This is a genomic window from Nocardia sp. bgisy118 (genome assembly GCF_057708605.1).
This window is the reverse complement of sequence record NZ_JBYISM010000014.1, coordinates 125,056-145,317: the sequence shown is the minus strand read 5'-3', so window position 1 is coordinate 145,317 and position 20,262 is coordinate 125,056. Positions and strand designations below refer to the sequence as shown.

General features: G+C 69.3%; 16 protein-coding genes and 1 pseudogene. 6 read left to right on the top strand and 11 right to left on the bottom strand.

Annotation, left to right across the window (positions count from 1 at the left end; genetic code table 11):
- Positions 1 to 464: 464 nt before the first annotated feature.
- The 6 genes and pseudogenes from lipA to sucB all read right to left on the bottom strand — a co-directional run bounded on the left by lipA (position 465) and on the right by sucB (position 6,855).
- The gene (gene lipA, locus AC3EO7_RS19130) at positions 465 to 1,505 is read right to left on the bottom strand and encodes a lipoyl synthase (protein ID WP_435591943.1); all 1,041 of its coding nucleotides are present in this window, start codon (positions 1,503 to 1,505) and stop codon (positions 465 to 467) included.
- A gap of 83 nt (positions 1,506 to 1,588) precedes the next feature.
- A pseudogene (lipB, locus tag AC3EO7_RS19125) lies at positions 1,589 to 2,344 on the bottom strand (lipoyl(octanoyl) transferase LipB); the annotation flags it as partial.
- A 116-nt stretch (positions 2,345 to 2,460) separates the two neighbouring features.
- A complete protein-coding gene (locus tag AC3EO7_RS19120) occupies positions 2,461 to 2,982 on the bottom strand; it encodes a GNAT family N-acetyltransferase (RefSeq protein WP_431963594.1) in 522 nt (173 codons plus the stop codon).
- Between the two features lie 306 nt (positions 2,983 to 3,288).
- Positions 3,289 to 3,882 carry a DUF4291 domain-containing protein gene (locus tag AC3EO7_RS19115; RefSeq protein ID WP_435591942.1) on the bottom strand — a complete coding sequence of 198 codons (594 nt, stop codon included), beginning with the start codon at positions 3,880 to 3,882 and terminating at the stop codon, positions 3,289 to 3,291.
- Between the two features lie 270 nt (positions 3,883 to 4,152).
- A complete protein-coding gene (locus tag AC3EO7_RS19110) occupies positions 4,153 to 5,061 on the bottom strand; it encodes a TIGR01777 family oxidoreductase (RefSeq protein WP_431963377.1) in 909 nt (302 codons plus the stop codon).
- Between the two features lie 21 nt (positions 5,062 to 5,082).
- Positions 5,083 to 6,855, bottom strand: coding sequence for a 2-oxoglutarate dehydrogenase, E2 component, dihydrolipoamide succinyltransferase (gene sucB, locus AC3EO7_RS19105; protein ID WP_435591941.1), 1,773 nt, complete (start codon positions 6,853 to 6,855; stop codon positions 5,083 to 5,085).
- Between the two features lie 258 nt (positions 6,856 to 7,113).
- Here sucB and AC3EO7_RS19100 point away from each other — a divergent pair, with 258 nt between their 5' ends.
- Together AC3EO7_RS19100 and AC3EO7_RS19095 are read left to right on the top strand one after the other, a co-directional pair.
- Positions 7,114 to 7,476 carry an oxidoreductase gene (locus AC3EO7_RS19100; RefSeq protein ID WP_435591940.1) on the top strand — a complete coding sequence of 121 codons (363 nt, stop codon included), beginning with the start codon at positions 7,114 to 7,116 and terminating at the stop codon, positions 7,474 to 7,476.
- Positions 7,477 to 8,575: 1,099 nt separating this feature from the next.
- The gene (locus tag AC3EO7_RS19095) at positions 8,576 to 9,160 is read left to right on the top strand and encodes a hypothetical protein (RefSeq protein WP_435591939.1); all 585 of its coding nucleotides are present in this window, start codon (positions 8,576 to 8,578) and stop codon (positions 9,158 to 9,160) included.
- Between the two features lie 358 nt (positions 9,161 to 9,518).
- On the opposite strand, the gene AC3EO7_RS19090 is transcribed toward AC3EO7_RS19095, so the two are convergent.
- Complete coding sequence (locus AC3EO7_RS19090; RefSeq protein ID WP_435591938.1) at positions 9,519 to 11,030, bottom strand: leucyl aminopeptidase; 1,512 nt, start codon at positions 11,028 to 11,030, stop codon at positions 9,519 to 9,521.
- 9 nt (positions 11,031 to 11,039) lie between these two features.
- Positions 11,040 to 11,846 carry a TetR/AcrR family transcriptional regulator gene (locus AC3EO7_RS19085; protein WP_435591937.1) on the bottom strand — a complete coding sequence of 269 codons (807 nt, stop codon included), beginning with the start codon at positions 11,844 to 11,846 and terminating at the stop codon, positions 11,040 to 11,042.
- An 89-nt stretch (positions 11,847 to 11,935) separates the two neighbouring features.
- On the opposite strand from AC3EO7_RS19085, the gene AC3EO7_RS19080 reads away from it, so the two are divergent.
- The 4 genes from AC3EO7_RS19080 (at position 11,936) to AC3EO7_RS19065 (ending at position 17,077) form a co-directional block, all read left to right on the top strand.
- Positions 11,936 to 12,547: a GNAT family N-acetyltransferase gene (locus AC3EO7_RS19080; RefSeq protein WP_435591936.1), complete on the top strand. Its 612-nt coding sequence runs from the start codon at positions 11,936 to 11,938 to the stop codon at positions 12,545 to 12,547.
- Between the two features lie 739 nt (positions 12,548 to 13,286).
- Positions 13,287 to 14,387 (top strand): glycine cleavage system aminomethyltransferase GcvT, encoded by a 1,101-nt coding sequence (gcvT, locus tag AC3EO7_RS19075; protein WP_435591935.1) that lies wholly within the window; start codon positions 13,287 to 13,289, stop codon positions 14,385 to 14,387.
- Between the two features lie 145 nt (positions 14,388 to 14,532).
- Positions 14,533 to 15,633 carry a branched-chain amino acid aminotransferase gene (locus tag AC3EO7_RS19070; RefSeq protein ID WP_431963398.1) on the top strand — a complete coding sequence of 367 codons (1,101 nt, stop codon included), beginning with the start codon at positions 14,533 to 14,535 and terminating at the stop codon, positions 15,631 to 15,633.
- Between the two features lie 145 nt (positions 15,634 to 15,778).
- Positions 15,779 to 17,077 carry an outer membrane protein assembly factor BamB family protein gene (locus AC3EO7_RS19065; protein ID WP_435591934.1) on the top strand — a complete coding sequence of 433 codons (1,299 nt, stop codon included), beginning with the start codon at positions 15,779 to 15,781 and terminating at the stop codon, positions 17,075 to 17,077.
- Between the two features lie 182 nt (positions 17,078 to 17,259).
- Here AC3EO7_RS19065 and AC3EO7_RS19060 read toward each other — a convergent pair whose 3' ends face one another.
- The 3 genes from AC3EO7_RS19060 to cobT all read right to left on the bottom strand — a co-directional run bounded on the left by AC3EO7_RS19060 (position 17,260) and on the right by cobT (position 20,214).
- Positions 17,260 to 17,973: an MBL fold metallo-hydrolase gene (locus tag AC3EO7_RS19060; RefSeq protein WP_431963402.1), complete on the bottom strand. Its 714-nt coding sequence runs from the start codon at positions 17,971 to 17,973 to the stop codon at positions 17,260 to 17,262.
- Between the two features lie 409 nt (positions 17,974 to 18,382).
- The gene (locus tag AC3EO7_RS19055; RefSeq protein WP_431963404.1) at positions 18,383 to 19,141 is read right to left on the bottom strand and encodes an adenosylcobinamide-GDP ribazoletransferase; all 759 of its coding nucleotides are present in this window, start codon (positions 19,139 to 19,141) and stop codon (positions 18,383 to 18,385) included.
- Positions 19,138 to 20,214 carry a nicotinate-nucleotide--dimethylbenzimidazole phosphoribosyltransferase gene (gene cobT, locus AC3EO7_RS19050; protein ID WP_435591933.1) on the bottom strand — a complete coding sequence of 359 codons (1,077 nt, stop codon included), beginning with the start codon at positions 20,212 to 20,214 and terminating at the stop codon, positions 19,138 to 19,140. Before cobT ends, AC3EO7_RS19055 begins: the two co-directional genes overlap by 4 nt.
- Positions 20,215 to 20,262 lie beyond the last annotated feature (48 nt).

The window sequence follows — 20,262 nt, the reverse complement described above, 5'->3', positions numbered from 1 at the left end:
CCGCCATGTGTGAGCTGAACCAATCCCGATGAATGTCGGGATGGTGGTCCCTCCGGCGGACGACCACTCCGTTCGATGTCCGTCGAGTGGACAGCGCAGAAGCTGATCCTGTGGAGATGCTGATCGCGCTGAACCCGGATCCGGGTCTTCCACATCATCACTCGCTCCGGCCTACCGGTCGCCGAGCTGACGGGGGCGGAACGCGATAGAGCCGAACTGGCTGCCCGACAGACGATGGTCGCGCTGACCAGAGCACGCGACTACATCTGGGTCGGTGTTGTCGACAACCAAGTTCGGCCGCTCTGACCATCCGCCTGGCGAGAGCTCCCACGGCGCCGACGCCTTCCGCGGCTAATGAGGAACTGTGTGATGTTCTGGGTGGCGTGCTGTCTGCACATCCGGGCTATGCGTCACCGCGACGGTCGGGAATACCCCGCGGTACGCGTACGCTGCGGACGACCAGATCAACTCCCGAAGCGGGCGAGGACGGAGGAGGCTTCCTGGGAAGCCGTGCCTTCCTCGGCGAGATGGGCCATCGCCGAGGGGATTTCGCGACCGTGGTGGGTCATGGCCTGGGCGTAGAGGCGTCCCGCCCGGTAGGACGAGCGGACCAGCGGACCCGCCATGACTCCGGCGAAGCCGATTTCTTCGGCGACCTTGGAGTGCTCGACGAATTCCTCCGGCTTGACCCAGCGGTCCACGGGATGGTGCCGCGGGGAGGGACGGAGGTACTGGGTGATGGTGAGGATGTCGCAACCCGCCTCGTGCAGATCGCGCATGGCTTGGGTGACTTCCTCCGGCGTTTCGCCCATACCGAGGATGAGGTTGGACTTGGTGACCAACCCTGCTTCGCGGGCGGCGGTGAGCACCGCAAGGGAGCGCTCGTAGCGGAAGGCCGGGCGGATGCGCTTGAAGATGCGGGGGACCGTCTCGAGGTTGTGGGCCAGGACTTCCGGACGGGCGGAGAAGACCTCGGCGAGTTGGTCGGGGTCGGCGTTGAAGTCGGGGATGAGGAGTTCGACGCCGGTGTTGGGGTTCGAAGTCTTGATGGCGCGGACGGTTTCGGCGTAGAGCCAGGCGCCGCCGTCTTCGAGGTCGTCGCGGGCGACGCCGGTGATGGTGGAGTAGCGCAGGCCCATGGCCTGGACGCTTTCGGCGACGCGGCGGGGTTCGTCGCGGTCGAGGGCGGCGGGTTTGCCGGTGTCGATTTGGCAGAAGTCGCAGCGGCGGGTGCACTGTTCGCCGCCGATGAGGAAGGTGGCCTCGCGGTCTTCCCAGCATTCGAAGATGTTGGGGCAGCCCGCTTCTTCGCACACGGTGTGCAGACCCTCGCGCTTCACCAGGCCCTTGAGTTCGGTGTACTCGGGGCCCATGGTGGCGCGGGTGCGGATCCACTTGGGTTTGCGCTCGATGGGGGTTTCCGCGTTGCGGGCTTCGATGCGCAGGAGTTTGCGGCCGTTGGGTGCGGACGCGCTGTGCGGTGTCGGGGTGTCGACTGAGGTCACTGCATCGACCTTACGCCTCGGGTATCGCCCGCTTCCGGGGTGGCGGTGGCCGTGCTGCCGACCGCCTCGACGCCCGCGGCTTTGGTATCGCCTGCGCCGGTGGTTCCGTCGGCGGCTTTGGCGTCGGCGGGGCTCAGCGCGGCGCGGGGGAGGTTGCGATCGCTGACGGAAAGCTCGCCGTCGAGTGCGCGGACGATCGCGTCGGCGACCAGCGGCTTGATCTCCGCGACGGTGACTTCGCGCCCGAGTTCGCGGGTGAGGGTGGTGACGCCCGCGTCGCGGATGCCGCACGGGATGATGGCCCCGAAGCCGTCCATGGAGTTGCAGTTCAACGAGATACCGTGCAGGGCAACGCCACGCTGCACGCGCACGCCGATGGCGGCGATCTTGCGTTCGGGGTTCCAGTCGTCAGCGGGCAGCCAGACACCGGAGCGGCCCTCGACCCGGCCGCACACGAGGCCGAGGTCGGTGCACACCGAGATCAGCGCCTCCTCGAGGCGGCGCACGTACTGGACGACGTCGACGGGCTCGGCCAGCCGGATGATCGGGTAGCCGACGAGTTGGCCGGGGCCGTGCCAGGTGATCTTCCCGCCGCGATCGACCTGCACCACCGGGCTGCCGTCGATGGGCAGATCTTCCTCCTCGGTGCGGCGGCCCGCGGTGTATACGGAGGGGTGTTCGAGGAGCAGCAGGCGGTCGGATCCCATGCCCTCAGCGCGTTCGGCGGCGATGGTTCGCTGCACGTCCCAGGCGGAGTGGTAGTCGATGAGACCGAGATCCTCGACGACGATCGGGGTGCGATCGAAGCGGGCGGACCGGGTGGTGCGCGTGTCGTTCACGTCGTTGACGGTACGCCCTGCGATTGCGAGCTCGTCAGGGACTCGGTGTGCGGTATGCCACACGCTTGCGGGGCGAGCCGTCGGTAGAGAGATAGTGGTCCGCTGGAATGGCGGCTTCAGACTTCGACCGGCAGCGTCAGCTGCATCAATGTCAGGTCCATCCATCGGCCGAATTTGTGGCCGACTTCCGGCAATTCACCCACGACGACGAATCCGAATCGCTCGTGCAGCGCGATCGAACCGGTGTTGCTGGATTCGATGGCGGCGATCATGGCGTGCACGCGACCGGATCGGGCGGCGCGGTCGATCAATTCGGTGAGCAGGGCGCTGGCCAGGCCGCGGCGCTGGAAGCGGTCGGCGATGTAGACCGAGTTCTCCACGGAGTAGCGGTATCCCACCTTCGGCCGCCACTGGCCGTAGCTGGCGTAGCCGGCGACTTCGCCCTTGACTTCCGCGACGAGGACGGGCATGCCCGCGGCGGTGCGGGTGCGGAACCAGGTCTTGCGCTCGTCGATGCCGACTTCGTCGATGTCCCAGATGGCGGTGGAGGTGGCGATGTTGGCGTTGTGGATGTCGAGGACCGCGGGCAGGTCACCCTCGTGCGCGTCGCGGATGACGGTGGCGTGGCGGGTGTCCATGGCGGTCAACGAGGTTCTCCGTGGTTCGGTGAAGGAGGTCGGCATTCCCCGCGCAGTGTGCGAGGTGTTTGCCGGCGTGGCCTTCCGGTTGGTGTTCGAATCCGATCATCGCGCGTGCCGGAACGCCCGGCAATGCGGGTTCGGTCACCTGCTGTCCGCAGTTGGTCCGGCGACGGCTATCGCCGTGAGCGCTTGTGCGGTCCCGTGGCCGCGCGGGACTGGCAGCCCGCCAAGGCGAGCAGGTGCAGCCGCAGTTCCCCAAAGCGCTCCTGGCCTGGAGGTGGGACCGCCTGCGGAAGACCACGGTCACGGACGAAGATGTGCCAGCAGTTCGTCCGCGGCGGGGTAGGGGCGCTCCTGGGGCAGGAGCTTGGCGGCAGAGTCGAGGTCGCCGTCGTTGACCAGCGCGTGAATCTCGCGGGCGAGTGGAGTCACGTCGCTGATGTCGACTGTCCACTCGTCCGCGTAACGTCGCACGGCTTCGCCGCAGAGCCCGAGTTGCAGAGAGCGGTACGGGAGGGGCCGCAGGTGCAGATCGCGCTCGGGATCCCACTGGACTCGGGCGGGCGAGCCCTTCAGCTGGCGTTGCCAGGTGCTGCGGTCGGCATGCAGCCCGGGCTTATAGCTGGACAGGCATGCATGCCGCAATGCCCAGTCGAAGCCGTCACGTGAGATCTCCACGGCGAGGACGGTCTCTTGATCCGGCTTCGTACCCCAGCCGCAGCGGTACATCATCCACAGAAATGACGGCTTGATCCACGTCATCCGGTCGCGTTTCCATGCCGCCGGGAAGCGGCCGTCGCGGAGGGCGGGCCCGCCGATGACCGGGGAGTACGCCTGGTAGACGGTGACGGTGGATTCCGTGTGGAGCGCGCGAATCCTGTGTTGTGGTTCTTCCATGCCGAAGAGCGTGCCGCCGATCGACTCGGTTGGCGATCGAATTTCGCCCGAGTAGCCGTCCGCATAGCTCCGACCTCGCCCCAGGCAGGCCGGTCGGCTCGAACGTATCCTCCGCCACATCAGCAGCAGGCCCTCAACCGACCTCAACGGCCGCAGCCAATGTTCGGCCTCGTGGAATCATTCGTCCAGGCGGCGGCGAGCGCGGCCCGGCGGCGGGGAGCGGCCTTTCTCAGGCCGTGGGAATGCCAGGTGCGGCACTGCGGACGCGGATCACCGGTCGTCCGAGTCGCGGCCGATGGTCGCGGCCAGGGCGGAGCCGATCGTTGGATGGCGGAAGGGATAGCCCGCCTCCTCCAGCGCCGTGGGGATGGCTCGGGGCCCACGCAGGATGGCCTCGTCGGCGAACTCTCCGACGAGCGCGCGCAGGGCGAACGCGGGCAGCACCAGCGGGGTGGGGCGGTGCAGTGCGCGCCCGAGGGCGCGGTTGAATTCGGCGTTGGTGACCGGGGCCGGGCCGACTGCGTTGATCGGCCCGGACACGGTGTCGTTGGTGAGCGCGAAGACGATCGCGCCGATCTCGTCGTCCATCGAGATCCACGGCGTGTATTGGCGGCCGGTGCCGAGTCGCCCGCCGAGCCCGAGGGAGTACAGCGGGTGCAGCATGCCGAGCATCCCGCCGTGCTTGGACAGCACGACGGCGCTGCGCACGAGCACGGTGCGCACGCCCGCGGCGCTGGCCGGACCGGTCGCGGCTTCCCAGTCACGGCACAGCGTGGCGAGGAAACCCGAACCGGCGGGGGAGGATTCGTCCACCACGCGGTCGCCGGTGGTGCCGCCGTAGTAGTGCACGCCGCTGGCGTTGACCAGCACCGGCACGCCCGCGGCGGCCACCTTGTTGGCGAGGACGTCGGTCGGGGTGATGCGGCTGTCGCGCAGCTCCTGCTTGAAGCTGCCGTTCCAGCGACGCCTGCCGAGGCTCGCCCCGCAGAGGTTGACCACCGCGTCGGCCCCGCGCAGCGCCCGCTCGTCGAGCTCGGCGCGAGCGGGATTCCAGACGAACTCGTCCGGTGCGGCGGCGGGACGGCGCACCAGCCGCGCCACCTCGTGCCCGTCGCGGCGCAGGGCCGCGACGAGCGCCGTCCCGATCAGCCCGGACGAACCGGCGATCACGACCTTCATTGCGGGACGAACCTTCCCGGGTTACAGACCCAGATCGGCCTCGAACGCGGCCTCTTCGAGGCGGTGACGGATCGTGGTCAGGAAGCGACCTGCGTCCGCGCCGTCGATGAGCCGGTGATCGTAGGTGAGCGGCAGGTAGCACATGGAGCGCACGCCGATCGACTCGTTGCCGGTCTCGTCGGTCACCACCACCGGGCGCTTGACGATCGCGCCGGTGCCGAGCATGCCCGCCTGCGGCGGAACAAGGATCGGGGTGTCGAACAGCGCGCCCTGGCTGCCGATGTTGGTGATGGTGAAGGTGCCGCCTGCCAGTTCGTCCGGCTTCAGGCCGCCGTGGCGAGCCCGGTCGGCGATGTCGGCGATGGCGCGGGCCAGACCGGCGAGCGACAGGTCGCTGGCGTTGTGGATGACCGGGGAGAGCAGGCCCTGCTCGGTGTCGACGGCGATGCCGAGGTGCACCGAGGCGTGGTAGGTGATCTCCTTGGTGCCCTCGTCGTAGGAGGCGTTGACGTTCGGGTGCACGCCGAGCGCCTCGACGACCGCCTTGGCGAAGAACGGCAGGAACGTCAGGTTGACGCCCTCGCGCTCCTTGAAGGCACGCTTGGCCTGCGCACGCAGCGCCGCGATCTTGGTGACGTCGGCCTCGTGAACCTGGGTCAGCTGCGCGGTGGTCTGCAGCGATTCGCGGGTCTTCGTGGCGGTGATCTGCCGGATCCGGTTGGCCTTCTGGACGGTTCCGCGCAGGTGCGCCAGCTGCGCGGCGGCCGGAGCCGACGGAGCCTTGGTGGGCGCGGCGGCAGCCGGAGCGGGCGCGGCCGCGGGGGCGGGCGCCTTCTTGGCCTCGGCCGCGGCGAGCACGTCCTGCTTGCGGATGCGGCCGCCGACGCCGGAACCCTGCACGGTGGCCAGGTCGACGTTGTTCTCCTCGGCGAGCTTGCGCACCAGCGGGGTGACGTACGGGGTCGCGCCGTTGCCGTCGGCAGCGGCCGGGGCGGGAGCCTTGGCCGGAGCCGGCTTGGGGGCCGGGGCGGGAGCCGGGGCCGGTGCGGGCGCGGGAGCCGGAGCGGCGGCCGCGGGGGCCGGGGCGGGCTTGGGCGCGGGCGCCGGAGCAGGGGCCGGGGCGGGAGCCGGGGCCGGTGCGGGCGCGGGGGCCGGAGCGGCGGCCGCGGGGGCGCCGCTGCCGATCACGCCGAGCTGTCCGCCGACGGAGACCACCTCGTCTTCCGGCGCGGAGATCTCCAGCAGGGTGCCCGCGACGGGCGAGGGGATCTCGGTGTCGACCTTGTCGGTGGAGACCTCGAGCAGCGGCTCGTCGACCTCGACCGTGTCGCCGACCGACTTCAGCCAGCGGGTGACGGTGCCCTCGGTGACCGACTCGCCCAGCTCGGGCATCTTCACCGAGGTGCCCTCGGCGGGGCCTGCCGACGCGGCGGCGGGCTGCGGGGCCGGGGCCTGCGCGGCGGGTTCGGGTTCGGGAGCCGGGGCGGGCTCTTCCACGGCGGGCGCGGGAGCCGCGGCCTCCGGTGCGGGCGCGGGTGCGGCGGCGGGCGCCTCACCGGCTTCGCTGATCACGCCGAGCTCGCCACCGACCTCGACCACATCATCTTCCTGGGCGACGATCTTCGACAGCACACCCGCCGTCGGGGACGGGATCTCGGTGTCGACCTTGTCGGTGGAGACCTCGAGCAGCGGCTCGTCGACCTCGACCGTGTCTCCTTCCTGCTTCAGCCACCTGGTCACCGTTCCCTCGGTGACGCTCTCACCAAGAGCCGGCATCTGGACGGAGAAGGCCATGTCCGTTGACTCCTCTGACTGCTCGACGGGTTCTACAACAGTTGATCTCTGGCGGGTCCTCGCCGCTGGTCGCGGTGAAAACCCGGAAGCCACCAACATTCTGGTGGGCACCGGAGATCTGTGCGGTTCTTGTACCGCGGTCCATCCTTGCACTCGTCCGCGTGGCGCGTAGCACAGGGCATGTCTCTACCGGGAAGCTGGCAGTATGGGAGGACCGGGTGTGAGCATTTATCCGGTGTACGAAGGAGGTCGGCGTCAATGGGTTTGCTCGATCGTTTCCGTGGCGCGCTGAACCGGGGAGGGTCCGTCGCACGTGCGTCGACCTCGAACAACGAGGACGCCCGCTACCTCGCCGACTGGGTGCGCACCCACATCGGCGTCGAGGGGTACCTGGAGCCGAAGACCACTATGACGGATGTCACGGTGGTGTTGGTCGCCGCGGACGGTGAGTGGACGCGGCGGATCGTCGGGGAGCGCGGGGCTCGAAGGTTGGCAGGCGATCTGAGCATTCCGGTGTACGAGGTCCGCAAGACGGGGTATCCGCAGCGGATGCGGGATTACGACGCCAGGAAGAAGATTGAGCGTCAGCGGGCGTTCGAGGCGGAGTTGCGGGATCTGTAGGGGATTCTCGGCCTGGCACGCCTCGCAACACGGTGAGGGCGGTCGCTTTGGTCGGTGATCCGGTTCGGTGACGAGTCTTTGGGCTGTGTGCCGGTTGCTGTCCAGGATTTCGGGCAGGGCGAGCCGGTGAGTTCGACTGGCGGTCTGGTTTCGGTGATGTGCGCTCGGACTACCTGTCCGTCTTCGGTACCCACCCGGGCTTCCGCTGAGCGGTGCTGGGCGCGTTGTTTGCCGGACCCGGCTTACCTCCCGCAGTCAGGCGCGATGCGGGCTTCCAGCCCGGTCGACCGGCTGTGGTTGCGGTCTATCGAGCGCAGCAGACTCTCGACATGCGCATTCGAGTAGGGCACTACTCGCGCGTTGGGTCGGACGTGGGCGAATGCTGCAAGTGCAAGTGTTCATCGTCTACACCAGGAGAAGTGCGCGCGCCGGGATCGGTGCGTTCGTCGACTGTCCAGCCATCCAGTGCTGCGTCCACGAAAGTCATGTCCTGCCGGGAATCCCGGCGCACTGACAGCACCGAACGAGCCAGCACGGCGCTCGGCGCTGGGCGGGATCACTCGTAACGCTCGGGATCGCATCGTCGAGCACGGAAGGAATCATGCAATGTTCACGTTCAAGAGCACGGCGGTCGCCGCGGCCATGGCCGCGGCGACCGTAGTACTTGCTGTGCCTGCCACTGCGTCAGCGAATCCGGATGTGTTGCCTGCGCATTCACTCTGGAACGGGCCTGGGTTGGAACCCCCGGGTGTCTTCTCCATCCCCGTTCTGGAGCCTGTGCGGCTGTTCCTCTTGAACGGCTGCTTTGCGATCGGCCCTACCTTCCTCGGCGGCCAGACGGGGTCCGAGCTTTGTTCACTGTTCTTGGGCGGTACCGAAACCGGGAACCCCTAGCAATCGAGATCGGCGAGGTGCCCGCCGACCAGCGCATCGTTGTCAACGAGTCGACGATCGAGATCGCCCGGAGGGTGGCCGCGGGCGGCGCGACGACCAGAGCAGGGCGCCGGGGGGCTTTCCGCGCTGGTCCGTAGGCGTGCAGTGGAGTTCAGCCAGGAGACCGAGCACACCTCGTTCTCCTTCACCGACAGGAGGCGAAGTCATGGCGAATGTAACCGTCGATGTGATGAAGTGCGTCGATGAGACCGGTAGCGGATTGGATGAGTGGGGCTCCGACGACATCTACATGTTGCTGTTCCGAGGCAGTATCCCGACAGGTATCGGTCTTGCCTCGCAGACCGAGTTCACCGTCACTGGACCAGGAGGATTCTGGGACGAGATGGACGATGGAGACAGACGCAGTCGTGATGTTCCGGTCGCTGACTACGATCCCCGTTCGCTGTACGTAGTGCAGCTGGTCGAAAAGGACAACGGTCGAGACGTTGACGACGATGTGATCGCCGCGTACCGAACCGCATTGAACGGTGCGTGGAGCGCGGCCCTCACCCGCACCGCAGGGCAGCCCGCAAACGAGCGCGCAGCCGTTCTCGCCGACACTGTGTCGGACACCTTGCGGGGCCTCCACACCATCTACATGGAATTTCCCAAAGGGAATGACGACCCCATCGGCCGGCCTCAACGCCTGACCTTTCCCAACGCGCAGGCCACGCCAGTCCTCGAATTCAGCGGCGCCGCCGGCCGCTACCGGGTCACGTTCAAGCTGGTTGAGCCAGGCTGGTTCATCTAATTCGTTGGGCGAACGAATGCCTGTCACCGAGTGGGGATTCGCTTCGCTTCGGTCAGCGCGCGTGATCCGAGACGTGTTGGCCGACCCGGACTGAGACGGGGTGCTCACCGCCGAGGATGAACGCGGCCTGATCCCGCTCTTCTGGTCGCAAGTGCTCCCATGGCGAGGTCGAACTCAACATGAACACTCGGTTCGCGTTGAGCGGAGCATCGTCTATTTGCGGATCGTATGCCGACATCGCCTGGCTACGCGATCGATGGTTCCGGGGTCCAGGAGGACGCCGAGGTTGCCCTGTAGTCGGCTGGCTTCATCAGAACAACGGCGCGCCGCCCCCGAACAGGACGGCGCACCCGCGAACTCACTCCCCGGCGATGTCCTCGATCACCGCGATCAGCGTCCGAACCGGAACACCGGTCCCGCCCTTCCCGATGTACCCGAACGGCCCGCCCGTGTTGTACGCCGGGCCCGCGACGTCCAGGTGGGCCCACTGCACACCTTCCGGCACGAATTCCTTCAGGAACAGTGCGGCCGAGAGCATTCCGCCCCAGCGGTGCTGGGCGACGTTGGCGAGGTCGGCGATCTTGGAGTTGAGGTCGGCGCGGAGTTCGGCGGGAAGGGGCATGGCCCAGCCGTTTTCGCCGACTTCGCGGGAGAGGCGGGCGACGCGGTCGCGGAATTCGTCGGTGCCCATCACGCCGGGGGTGCGGGTGCCGAGGGCGACCATCTGGGCGCCGGTGAGGGTGGCGACGTCGATCAGGTAGTCGGGGGACTCCTCAGCGGCGCGGACGATGGCGTCGGCGAGGATCAGGCGGCCTTCGGCGTCGGTATTGAGCACCTCGACGGTGGTGCCGCCGTACTGGGTGAGCACGTCGCCGGGGCGCTGCGCGGTGGCCGAAGGCATGTTCTCGGCCATCGGGACGGTGGCGCTCACCGTGACGGGCAGGCTCAGCCGGGCCGCGAGCAGGGTGGTGGCGATGACCGCGGCGGCGCCAGCCATGTCCGAGGTCATGTTCTCCATGTTCTGCGCGGGCTTGATGGAGATGCCGCCGGTGTCGAAGGTGATGCCCTTGCCGACCAGCGCGATCTTCTTGGGTCCGCCGGAGTAGGTGAGCCGCACCAGCCGCGGCGGGCGCGAGGAGCCCTTGCCGACGCCGAGTACTCCGCCGTAACCGCCCGCCTCCAAAGCCTTTTCGTCGAGCACCTCGACCTCGAGGCCCGCGGCCTCGGCCAATACCTGGGCGCGCGTGGCGAATTCGGCGGGGAACAGGTGGCTGGGCGGGGTGTTCACGAAATCGCGCGCGGTGGCGACGGCCTCGGCCACCAGTTGCGCGCGGAAGAGCGCCTCTTCGCCGAAGTCCGCCTCGGGGACGAGGAATTCGATCCGGGCGACCGGCTGCTCGTCCGCCTTGGGCGCGGACTTCTCCGACCGGAACGGCGTGAACGAATAGGCGCCGAGGTAGAAGCCTTCGACCGCCGCGCCCAGATCCAGGCCCGACAGCGTGGTCGCCACCAGCTCGGTGCCGTCGAGCGCGCGGCCCGCGACACCGGCGGAGCGGCGGATCTGCTCCGCGTCCACCTTGTCGGCGGCGCCGAGCCCGACGGCGAGGATGCTGGTGACGTTGTCCAGCCCGGCGGGCGCGGGCACCCGGGTCAGTTCTTCGGCCTTGCCCTTGGCGCCGACCGCGCCCAGCTGGTCGAGCAGCTCCGCGCGGACGTCGGCGGTGAGCACATCGCCGAACAGGTCGTCGGGCGCGATCGACGGACCGTTCTCCGAGGACGTCAATCCGATCACCAGCACGTCGGTGTCCGGCCCGATGGTTACGGTGCGCGCCAATTCCGGTCCGAGTGAGCGATCTGCAACAGCGGTCATTGGCATAGGCTATTCGGTCTTCTTCAGGCGGCGCATGGCGACGCCGTCCAGCAGCAGGCCGACTCCCTCGCTCACCAGCTTGTCGAAGTCCAGTTCCGGGCCAGGCGGGCCTGAGGCGAAGAGTTTCCGCAGGACCGGCCGGGCGACGACGAGTTCGACCAGTTCGGCGCGCACGATCTCGGAATCCTGCGGTTCCGCGCTCGCCGTCCGTCCGCCGCGGTCGGCGCTCCACAGCAGCGCCAGGCCTTGCACGAGGCCGGAGCAGGCGAGGTAGACGGCGAGCGCGTCGTCGCGGGACAGACCTAGTTCGTCCAACGCGGTGAACGAGCGTTCCAGGATGTCGAACAGGGCGGGCCCGACCGGCGGCCTGGTGCGGGCCAGCACCGGCAGCAGCCAGGGGTGGCGCTGGTAGAGCCGCCATTCCTGTTCGGCCTCATGGGTCAAGGCGGCGTGCCAGTCGAGGGGCTCCGCAGGCGGCGGGCTCTCGGCGAGGACGAGCTCGGTCATGGCGGTGAGCAGCGCCTCTCGATCGGGGAAGTGCCGATAGAGTGCGGCGGTTGCGACGCCGAGTTCGCTGGCGAGGCGGCGCATGGTGAGTCCGTCGATGCTCTCGCGGTCGGTCATCTCGACGGCGGTGCGGGTGATTCCGACCGCGGTGAGCCGGGCCGGTCGTGGACGGGCGGCGGGAACGCGCCGGTCGCGGCGGGCCCGGTAGGCGCGGGCCTGACAGGAGCGCGAGCAGTAGCGTCGGCGACGTCCGCGGCTCGGCTGGATCAGCGCGCGTCCGCAGGTGGCGCACGGCGGTGATTTCGACACACCAACAAGTGTGACGAAATGGTGGTCGCGGCGCGCTGTGCTGCATAAATTGTCGGCTGTTTACCCCGTTCACTATCGAGAGGTTCACCATGCAGACAACCGTTCGGCGGGCCAATATCGATGAGATCGACGCCATCGCGGCAGCGTTCGCGCGCGGGTCCGTCGACGAGGCGGTGTCGACCTGGGTGGTCGCCGATCACCCCGAGATCGCGGAGGCCTTTCGCACCGAACACGCGCCGCGTTTGGTCGAACGCGCCATCCGCGACGATGAGGTGTGGCTCGCGGGCGCGGGCGACGAGATCTGGGCGGTCTCGCTCTGGCAGACGGTGACCTCGGCAGATCGGGTCGTCGCCGAGGCGGCCGAGGCCCGCGCCATGGCCGACGCCGCGCCGCGCCTGCGTCCGCTGGCCAGGCTGGTCGCGGTCACCGCGCTGCTCGCCGAGCACCATCCGCGCGAGTTCCCGCACCGCTATCTCCAGGCGATCGTCACCGTGCCGGAACACCGCGGCAAGGGTGCGGGCGGCGCCATCCTCGCCGACCGGCTGAAGGCGTTCTCCGACGCGTCCGAGACCGCGTTTCTCGAGGCCAGCACCGAACGCTCCTCCCGCCTCTACGCCCGCAACGGGTTCGTCCGCACCGGCGTCACGCACACGTTGCCCGACGACGGGCCTACCCTCATCCCGATGTGGTTCCGCCGCTGAGGCGCGGGCAACCGGGCCCAGGCGAGCGGCAGTCGCCGGGACGTCGCGCGTTGCCCGACGACGGGCCCATCTGGCTGCGGTGCTGCGGCTGACGCCTCGGAACTGGCCAGTCCGGTCGAGTGGCGGTGCGCCGGGAGGCCGCGCGGCGCGCGGTGCCCAACGATGCGTCTGCCCTTTCGGCTGTGGTTTCGCGGCTGACGTAACGGTTAGACCGGTCCGCTCGAGTGGCGGTGCGCCGGGAGCCCGCGCAGCACGCGTTGCCCGACGACGGGCCCACTCTCATTCGGATGTTGTTCCGCTGCTGACGCGCCGGACGACCGGTCCGCTCGAGTGGCGGTGCGCCGGGAGCCCGCGCAGCACGCGTTGCCCGACGACGGGCCCACTCTCATTCGGATGTTGTTCCGCTGCTGACGCGCCGGACGACCGGTCTGGACGAGCGGCAGTGCGCCGGGACGTCGCACGGCGCGCGGTGCCTGACGATTCGCCTGCCCCTCATTCGGCTGTGGTTCCGCGGCTGATGTGACTGGTGGACCGGTCCGGCCGAGCTGCGGTGCGCAGGGAGGCCGCGCGACACACGTTGCCCGACAACGGGCCCACTTCGGCTGTGGTTCTGCGGCTGACGCCTCGGATCGGATCGATCCGGACAAGCGGTGCTGCGCCGGGCCGCCGCGCAACGACGTCGTCGTGCGGGCGCCCGTACCGCGGCCCTACCGCCCCGTGCAGCGGTTAAGCTCGCCGGGTGACCGAGACGAACCTGCTGCAAGGCCCGATCCACGATGTCCATGTCGAACTGGGCGCGACGTTCGCGCCGTTCGGCGGGTGGGAGATGCCGGTCTCGTACGCGGGCACGGTCGGGGAGCACCAGGCGGTGCGCACCGCCGTCGGTCTGTTCGACGTGAGTCATCTCGGCAAAGCGACGGTCGCCGGGCCGGGCGCGGTGGCGTTCGTGAATTCCGCGCTCACCAACGATCTCGGCCGGATCCGTCCCGGCAAGGCGCAGTACACGCTCTGCTGTACGCCCGAGGGCGGCGTGATCGACGACCTGATCGCCTATTACGTCAGTGACGACGAGATCTTCCTCGTGCCGAACGCGGCGAATACCGCGGCGGTGGTCGCGGCTCTGCGCGCGGCGGCTCCCGAGGGCATCACAATCACCGACGAGCACCGGGAGTACGCGGTGTTCGCGGTGCAGGGCCCGCGCTCGACCGAGGTGCTCACCGCGCTGGGCTTGCCCACCGAGATGGAGTACATGGCCTACGCCGACGCCGAATGGGACGGGCGTCCGGTCCGGGTCTGCCGCACCGGCTACACCGGTGAGCACGGCTACGAGCTGCTGCCGCGCTGGGCCGACGCCGCGGCGGTGTTCCGCGCGCTCGCCGAGCAGGTCAAGGCCGCGGGCGGCCAGCCCGCCGGTCTCGGCGCGCGCGACACCCTGCGCACCGAGATGGGTTACCCGCTGCACGGGCACGAACTGTCGCCGGAGATCTCGCCGGTGCAGGCGCGGGCAGGCTGGGCGATCGGCTGGAAGAAGCCGGAGTTCTGGGGCAAAGCCGCACTGGAGAAGGAGAAGTCGGCGGGACCGCGGCGAACCCTGTTGGGGCTCAAGGCGCTCGACCGCGGCGTGCTGCGTCAGGGCCAGTTGGTGCTGCGCGACGGCGAACCCGTCGGCGAGACCACCTCGGGCACCTTCTCGCCGACGCTCAAGGTCGGCATCGCGCTCGCCCTGCTCGACACCGACGCCGACCTCGAGCCTGGCAACGAGGTCGAGGTGGACGTGCGCGGCCGACGGTTGCGCTGCGAGATCGTCAAGCCGCCGTTCGTCCAGGCGCGCACCGCCTGAGCCGTGGGGCATCGCGTCCGCCGCGGGCTGTCGAGTCCGGCGCGCTGGATCGGAACGTGGTCACTCGGCGGCGGCGCCGCGCGGTCGCCGAGTCGTTTCCCGACAGGTGGACGGAAGGAAATCCGGCACCGATAGGATCACGTGCATGACCGTTGCCGCACAGTTCGCCCATGTTCCGCATCCTGCGCCCGCGCCGGCGCAGCGGGTACAGGAGATTCTGGCGGCGCCGGGGTTCGGCCGGTTCTTCACCGATCACATGGTGTCGATCGACTACACCGCGGGCGAAGGCTGGAGCAACGCGCGAGTCGAGCCGTACGGCCCGCTGGCGCTGGACCCGGCCACCATGGTCTTCCACTACGGCCAGGCCATCTTCGAGGGTCTCAAGGCGTACCGGCAGAGCGACGGCAGCGTCTCCTGTTTCCGGATCGACGCGAACGCGACCCGTTTCCGTAAGTCGGCGCGGCGCATGGCGATGGCCGAGCTGCCGGAGGAACTGTTCATCGAGTCGGTGCGCCAGTTGCTCGAAGTGGACGAGCGCTGGGTGCCCGCCGCGGGCGGCGAGGACTCGCTCTACCTGCGGCCCTTCATGTTCGCCACCGAGGCGGGCCTGGGTGTGAAGCCCGCCGCCTCCTACAAGTACCTGCTGCTGGGTTCGCCCGCGGGCGCGTACTTCCCGCGCGGCGTGAAGCCGGTGCGGGTGTGGCTGTCCACCGAGTACGTGCGGGCCGCGCCCGGCGGTACCGGCGAGGCCAAGGTGGCGGGCAACTACGCCGCCTCGCTGCTCGCCCAGGCGCAGGCCTCCGAAAAGGGCTGCGACCAGGTGGTGTGGCTGGACGCCTGCGAGCGCCGCTACGTCGAGGAGATGGGCACCAACAACCTGTTCTTCGTCTTCGGCTCCGGTTCCGAGGCGCGGCTGGTGACTCCCGAACTGTCGGGCTCGCTGCTGCCGGGCATCACCCGCGATTCGCTGCTCACCCTCGCCGCCGACTCGGGTTACCCCGTGGAGGAGCGCAAGGTTTCGGTGGAGGAGTGGCGCAAGGGCGCCGAAAGCGGTGAGATCAGCGAGGTTTTCGCCTGCGGCACCGCCGCCGTGATCACCCCCGTCGGCTGGGTGCGCTCCACCGAGGGCGAATTCACCATCGGCGGCGGCGAACCCGGCGCGGTCACCATGGCGCTGCGCGACACGCTCACCGGTATCCAGCGCGGCACCTTCGAAGACAAGCACGGTTGGATGCGCGGTATGTGAGACTGGCCCGCCCTTGGGCGTGGGCGGGCCGTAGCCTCGGCTGTCGGACAGCCGGGAAAGTTGGGGGGACGCAGTGCGTACATCGATCGCGGCCGGAATCTTGTCGGCAGCCCTGGGTGTTTCGGCCTGTAGTGGTGGAACTTCGGTGCCGGACAACGTAGTTCGCACCACCACGTCCGCCGCTACTCCGGCGACGACTACCGGGCATCCCGCCAACCCCGAGCCGACGTGGTCGAAAGCCGGTCTGGACTTCGACCATTCGGCGGACTCGTGGATCTCGGTGGCGGGCAGTGCTGTCCTGGTTTCGAGCGAAGAAGCGCTGGTCGCTGTGGACCGCGCCACCGGTCGTGAGCTGTGGCGAAGAGTGCCGAAGACGAAACCGAGCGACTACTCCTACGCGGTGAGCGGTGACACCGTCGTTTTCCTGGAGAACGAGGGCAAACCCAGCGAACCGGCGCTGGTGGAGGTCATCGAGGCCGCCGATGGCCGGACGCTGTGGCAGGCGAGCGCCGATGACGTGGTGGTCTTCGACAAAGCGATCTACATGGTCGAGTGCGCGCGCGGCCGCGACGACTGCACCTCCCTGCGGCTCGACATCCGATCCGGAGCGCCGACGTGGCCCGCGCCGGCTCGGGGATCGGTCGACGGCGACACCGTCGGCGTCTGGCACCGTCGTGCCCCCGCCGAACCGGCGCTGGTGGCCATCGCCGTGGAGGACCCAGCCTCCGCAGCGGAGCGCCCGTGGGCGCTTGTCGAGGCGGCGAAGGGAACCGTCCTCCCGGGCCGGGCCGAGCACCACGCCTGGTACAACCTCGCTGCGGGCGACCTCCTGGTGATCACCGATCATCACGCCTCGTCCGGCAGCGATGAGTGCCGCGTCGCGATCACCGCGACCGACGCGCGCGGCGGCGCCGAACGCTACAGCGGCGCGGTCTACAGTGGCCGCCGCAAGAACGGCGAGTGTCAGAACATGCTCGGCCCGGACTTCGGGACCCAGTTCGTCGGCGCGGGCACCCGCATCGCGGCGGTCACCGATTCCGGTGCGCCGCAACTGTTCGACCTCGCCACCGGAACGACGGTGTGGACCGGCTCGGGCACGGGCAGCCCGCTGGACGGCGACGGCCGATCATTGCTGTTCAGCGAGTTCGCCGATCAGGGTGCGCTGTCGTTGTTCGACATCGAGACCGGCGCGATGAAGTGGACTGTTCCGGATCCGGACTTCGAGTCGACGGCGATGAGGCAGCGGCGCACGATCATCGCGGGTGACCGGGTTGTGGTCGGCGGCTTCCTCACGGCGGAGGGTGGGTACGTCACCGTCGTCTTCGACCGGGAATCCGGCCGGGAGCTCCAGCGGTACCGCGGTTATCTGTGCGGCGCCGGGACGGATTGGGTGGCCGTCCAGGCCGAACGGGACGGTCGGCCTGCGCTGGAGTTCCATCGCTGAGACGAAGCGGACCGCCTGCTCCGCCGGATCGACTATCGGCGTCTCGTGTTCGACGGGCGCCGGTGCGACGAAGCCGACCGCCTTGCTCGCCGGGTCCGGTCTCGGTCGTCGTCCCGTGTTCGACAGGCGGTACCGGTCGGCGCGGGCAGCCGAGGACGCCCGATCGATCGCTGGGCGGATGCTCAGCCCGGCATCAGCATCTGCCACTGCTCGAGCGTCTGCGGCCGCATGACGTAGTTGTTGTCGCGGATCGACGACAGCGCCGCGCTGGGTTCGTGCGAGTACCAGTGGCCCGGGTAGACGACCGGGTCGCCCTGAAGTCCGGCGAGATAGCGCAGGCTGCGGAACATTTCGTCGGAGTCGCCGCCGGGGAAGTCGGTGCGACCGCAGCCGTCGACGAACAGGGTGTCGCCCGCGATGAGGCGATTGTCGAACAGGAAGCACTGGCTGCCCGGGGTGTGCCCCGGGGTGTGTAATAACTCGATCTCGAAGGCGCCGACCGCGACCTTGTCGCCGTGCTCGTGGCCGGTGAGTTCGCTGGGCGCGATGCCGGTGACGTTGGCGACCCAGGACAGTTCCTGATCGTTCACGTGCACGGGGACACTGGTCTTCTCCAGCAGTTCGCGCACGCCGCGCAGGGTGAAACCGAGCATGGTGCCGCCGACGTGGTCGGGGTGGTGGTGGGTGGCGAGGACTCCGGTGAGGCGCAGCCCATCGGCCTCGGCGATGTCCACCAGATCGCCCGCGGCGTAGGCCGGATCGACCACAACGCATTCGCCCGTCTCCCGATCACCGATCAAGTAGGCGAAATTTCGCATCTGCGTCGCGATCGGATCACCGACGGCGTAGTCCTGCCCGGACAGCAGTTGTCGAAAATAGAGGCGCTCGGAAGACATACCGCCCACATTAGATCCTGACCCAGACGGTTGGTGTGCCAGTGCGGAAAAGATTCCGTTGGGTCGGATCACGGTGTGCGCAAACCGGTGGCGAGTGGGTACGGTCGCCGCCTTCGGTGGGGCGCCGAGTGTTGCGTTCGTCACGATTTGCGCAGGGCGAGTTCGCCGGTTCGTCGACTTCGATTGTCCGCCAACGATTTTCCCGGCACGAGGAGATGGCGCGCGAACGCGACCCGGCATCGCCGCGTGCCCGGGATTCGGCGTGGTCCGCGCGAAATCGGTGCTGGGCGAACCGCACCGCAACCTTGTGCGCCCATTCTCGGTGCAGAGTAGGGAGACGAAGTTCATACACTGTCGAAACCCGATATATATCGCCACGTGATACCGAGGGTTACGGCAATATTCCGATTTATCCGGTGAGCGAGAGTCCGGCCGCGGCAAACGTGATCGAAATCTCTATCGCCGCGCCGAGCACGTCGCCCGACAGACCCCCGAACCTGCGCACCATGTGCCGGACCGCCACCATCGCGACGGCCACGGACACCGCGACGGCGACCGGCCCGAGCCAGGGGTGATCCGGCACCGCCAGGACGCCGCAGCACAGCGCGACGACCACCCACACCACACCGGTCACCGGAGACTGGGTATCGGACACGAGCGCGCCGAAGGCGGCGCCCGGCGCGGCGGGCACCCCGCGGCGACAAGCGAGGACGACCACAACCCGCCCGGTCGCGACTGCCAGCGCCACCGCGAACCACCGTCCCGCGCCGGCCAGCGCGCCGAAGGCGAACGATTGCGCGCCGATAGCGAAGACCAGCGCGGCCACGCCGAACGGCCCGACCCCGCCGCTCTTCATGATCTGCCGCGCGCGCTCGGGCGGCCCGTAGCTGCCGAGCCCGTCCATCGCGTCGGACAGGCCGTCCAGGTGCATGCCGCGGGTGAGCAGCGCCAGCGCCGCCACGGTCACCAGCCCGGCCAGCGGTGCGCTCGCGCCCGCGCCGGTCAGCGCCCACAACAACGCGGCCGCGGCGGCACCGAGCAGCACGCCGACGACGGGCGCCAGCGCGATCGCGCGGCGCGCCGCGGCTCGATCGACCTCGTCCGGGCCGCGCACCGGAAGCACGGTCAGCCAGGAGACGGCCAGCCGGATCCCGGCGCCCGGTGTCATTTGGTCAGGTTCGGGGCGGCCGGGGCCGCGTCGTCGGCGGTGCTGACGCCCGCCTCACCGAAGGTGGCCATCTCGGCGAGCGCGGCGACGGCGGCGCGCAGGATGGGCAGGGCGGTGAGCGCGCCGGAGCCTTCGCCGAGACGCATGCCCATATCGACGAGTGGTTCCAGGCGCAGCTGCTTCAGTGCCAGATTGTGCGAGGGTTCGGTGGAGCGGTGTCCGGCCAGCCACCAGGCGCTCGCGCCCGCGGCCAGATCCTCGGCGACCAGCGCGGCCGCGGTGACCACCACGCCGTCCAGGATCACCGGCGTGCGCCGGGTCGCGGCCTGCGCGAGAAACCCTGTCATGGCGGCGATGTCGGCGCCCGCGGCGACGCGCAGCAGATCCACCGGATCCTTGACGACCGGCCGGGCCCTGCGCATGGCGTCGCGAATGGCCGCGACCTTGCGAGACCAGCCCGCGTCGTCCACGCCGGTGCCGCGCCCGACCGCGACGACCGGCTCGGTGTCGGTGAGCGTGGCGATGAGCACGGTGGCGGGCGTGGTGTTGCCGATGCCCATATCGCCCGCGACGAGCAGGTCGGCGCCGCCGTCGATCTCTTCGTCGGCGATGGCGCGGCCCGCGGCGAGGGCGGCCTGCACCTCGGCTTCGCTCAGCGCGTCCTCGCGGTCGATGGAACCGCTCGACCGGCGCACCTTGTGCTTGCTCACGACGGGATCGGTCTCGGCGTCGACGGAGATGTCGGCGACCCGCACGCTCGCGCCCGCGACCGCGGCCAGCGCGTTCACCGCCGCGCCGCCGCCGAGGAAGTTGGCGACCATCTGCGCGGTGACCTCGCTCGGGTACGCCGACACACCGTAGCGCGCGACGCCGTGATCACCGGCGAAGACGACGACCCTGGCGCGCTCGAACTGCTTCGGCGGACACACACCCTGGCAGGCGGCCACCCAGTTGCCCAGCGTTTCCAGGCGGCCCAGCGCCCCAGCGGGTTTGGTCAGCTGCGTCTGCCGCTGTTCGGCGGCCGCGCGGATCCGCGGGTCGGGGGGCGCAACCGGTCCGAATCCGTGTGTCACTGTCGAGCCTCTCCGGTCGGGCGGCGTCCGCCGCACGTGCTTCCGACG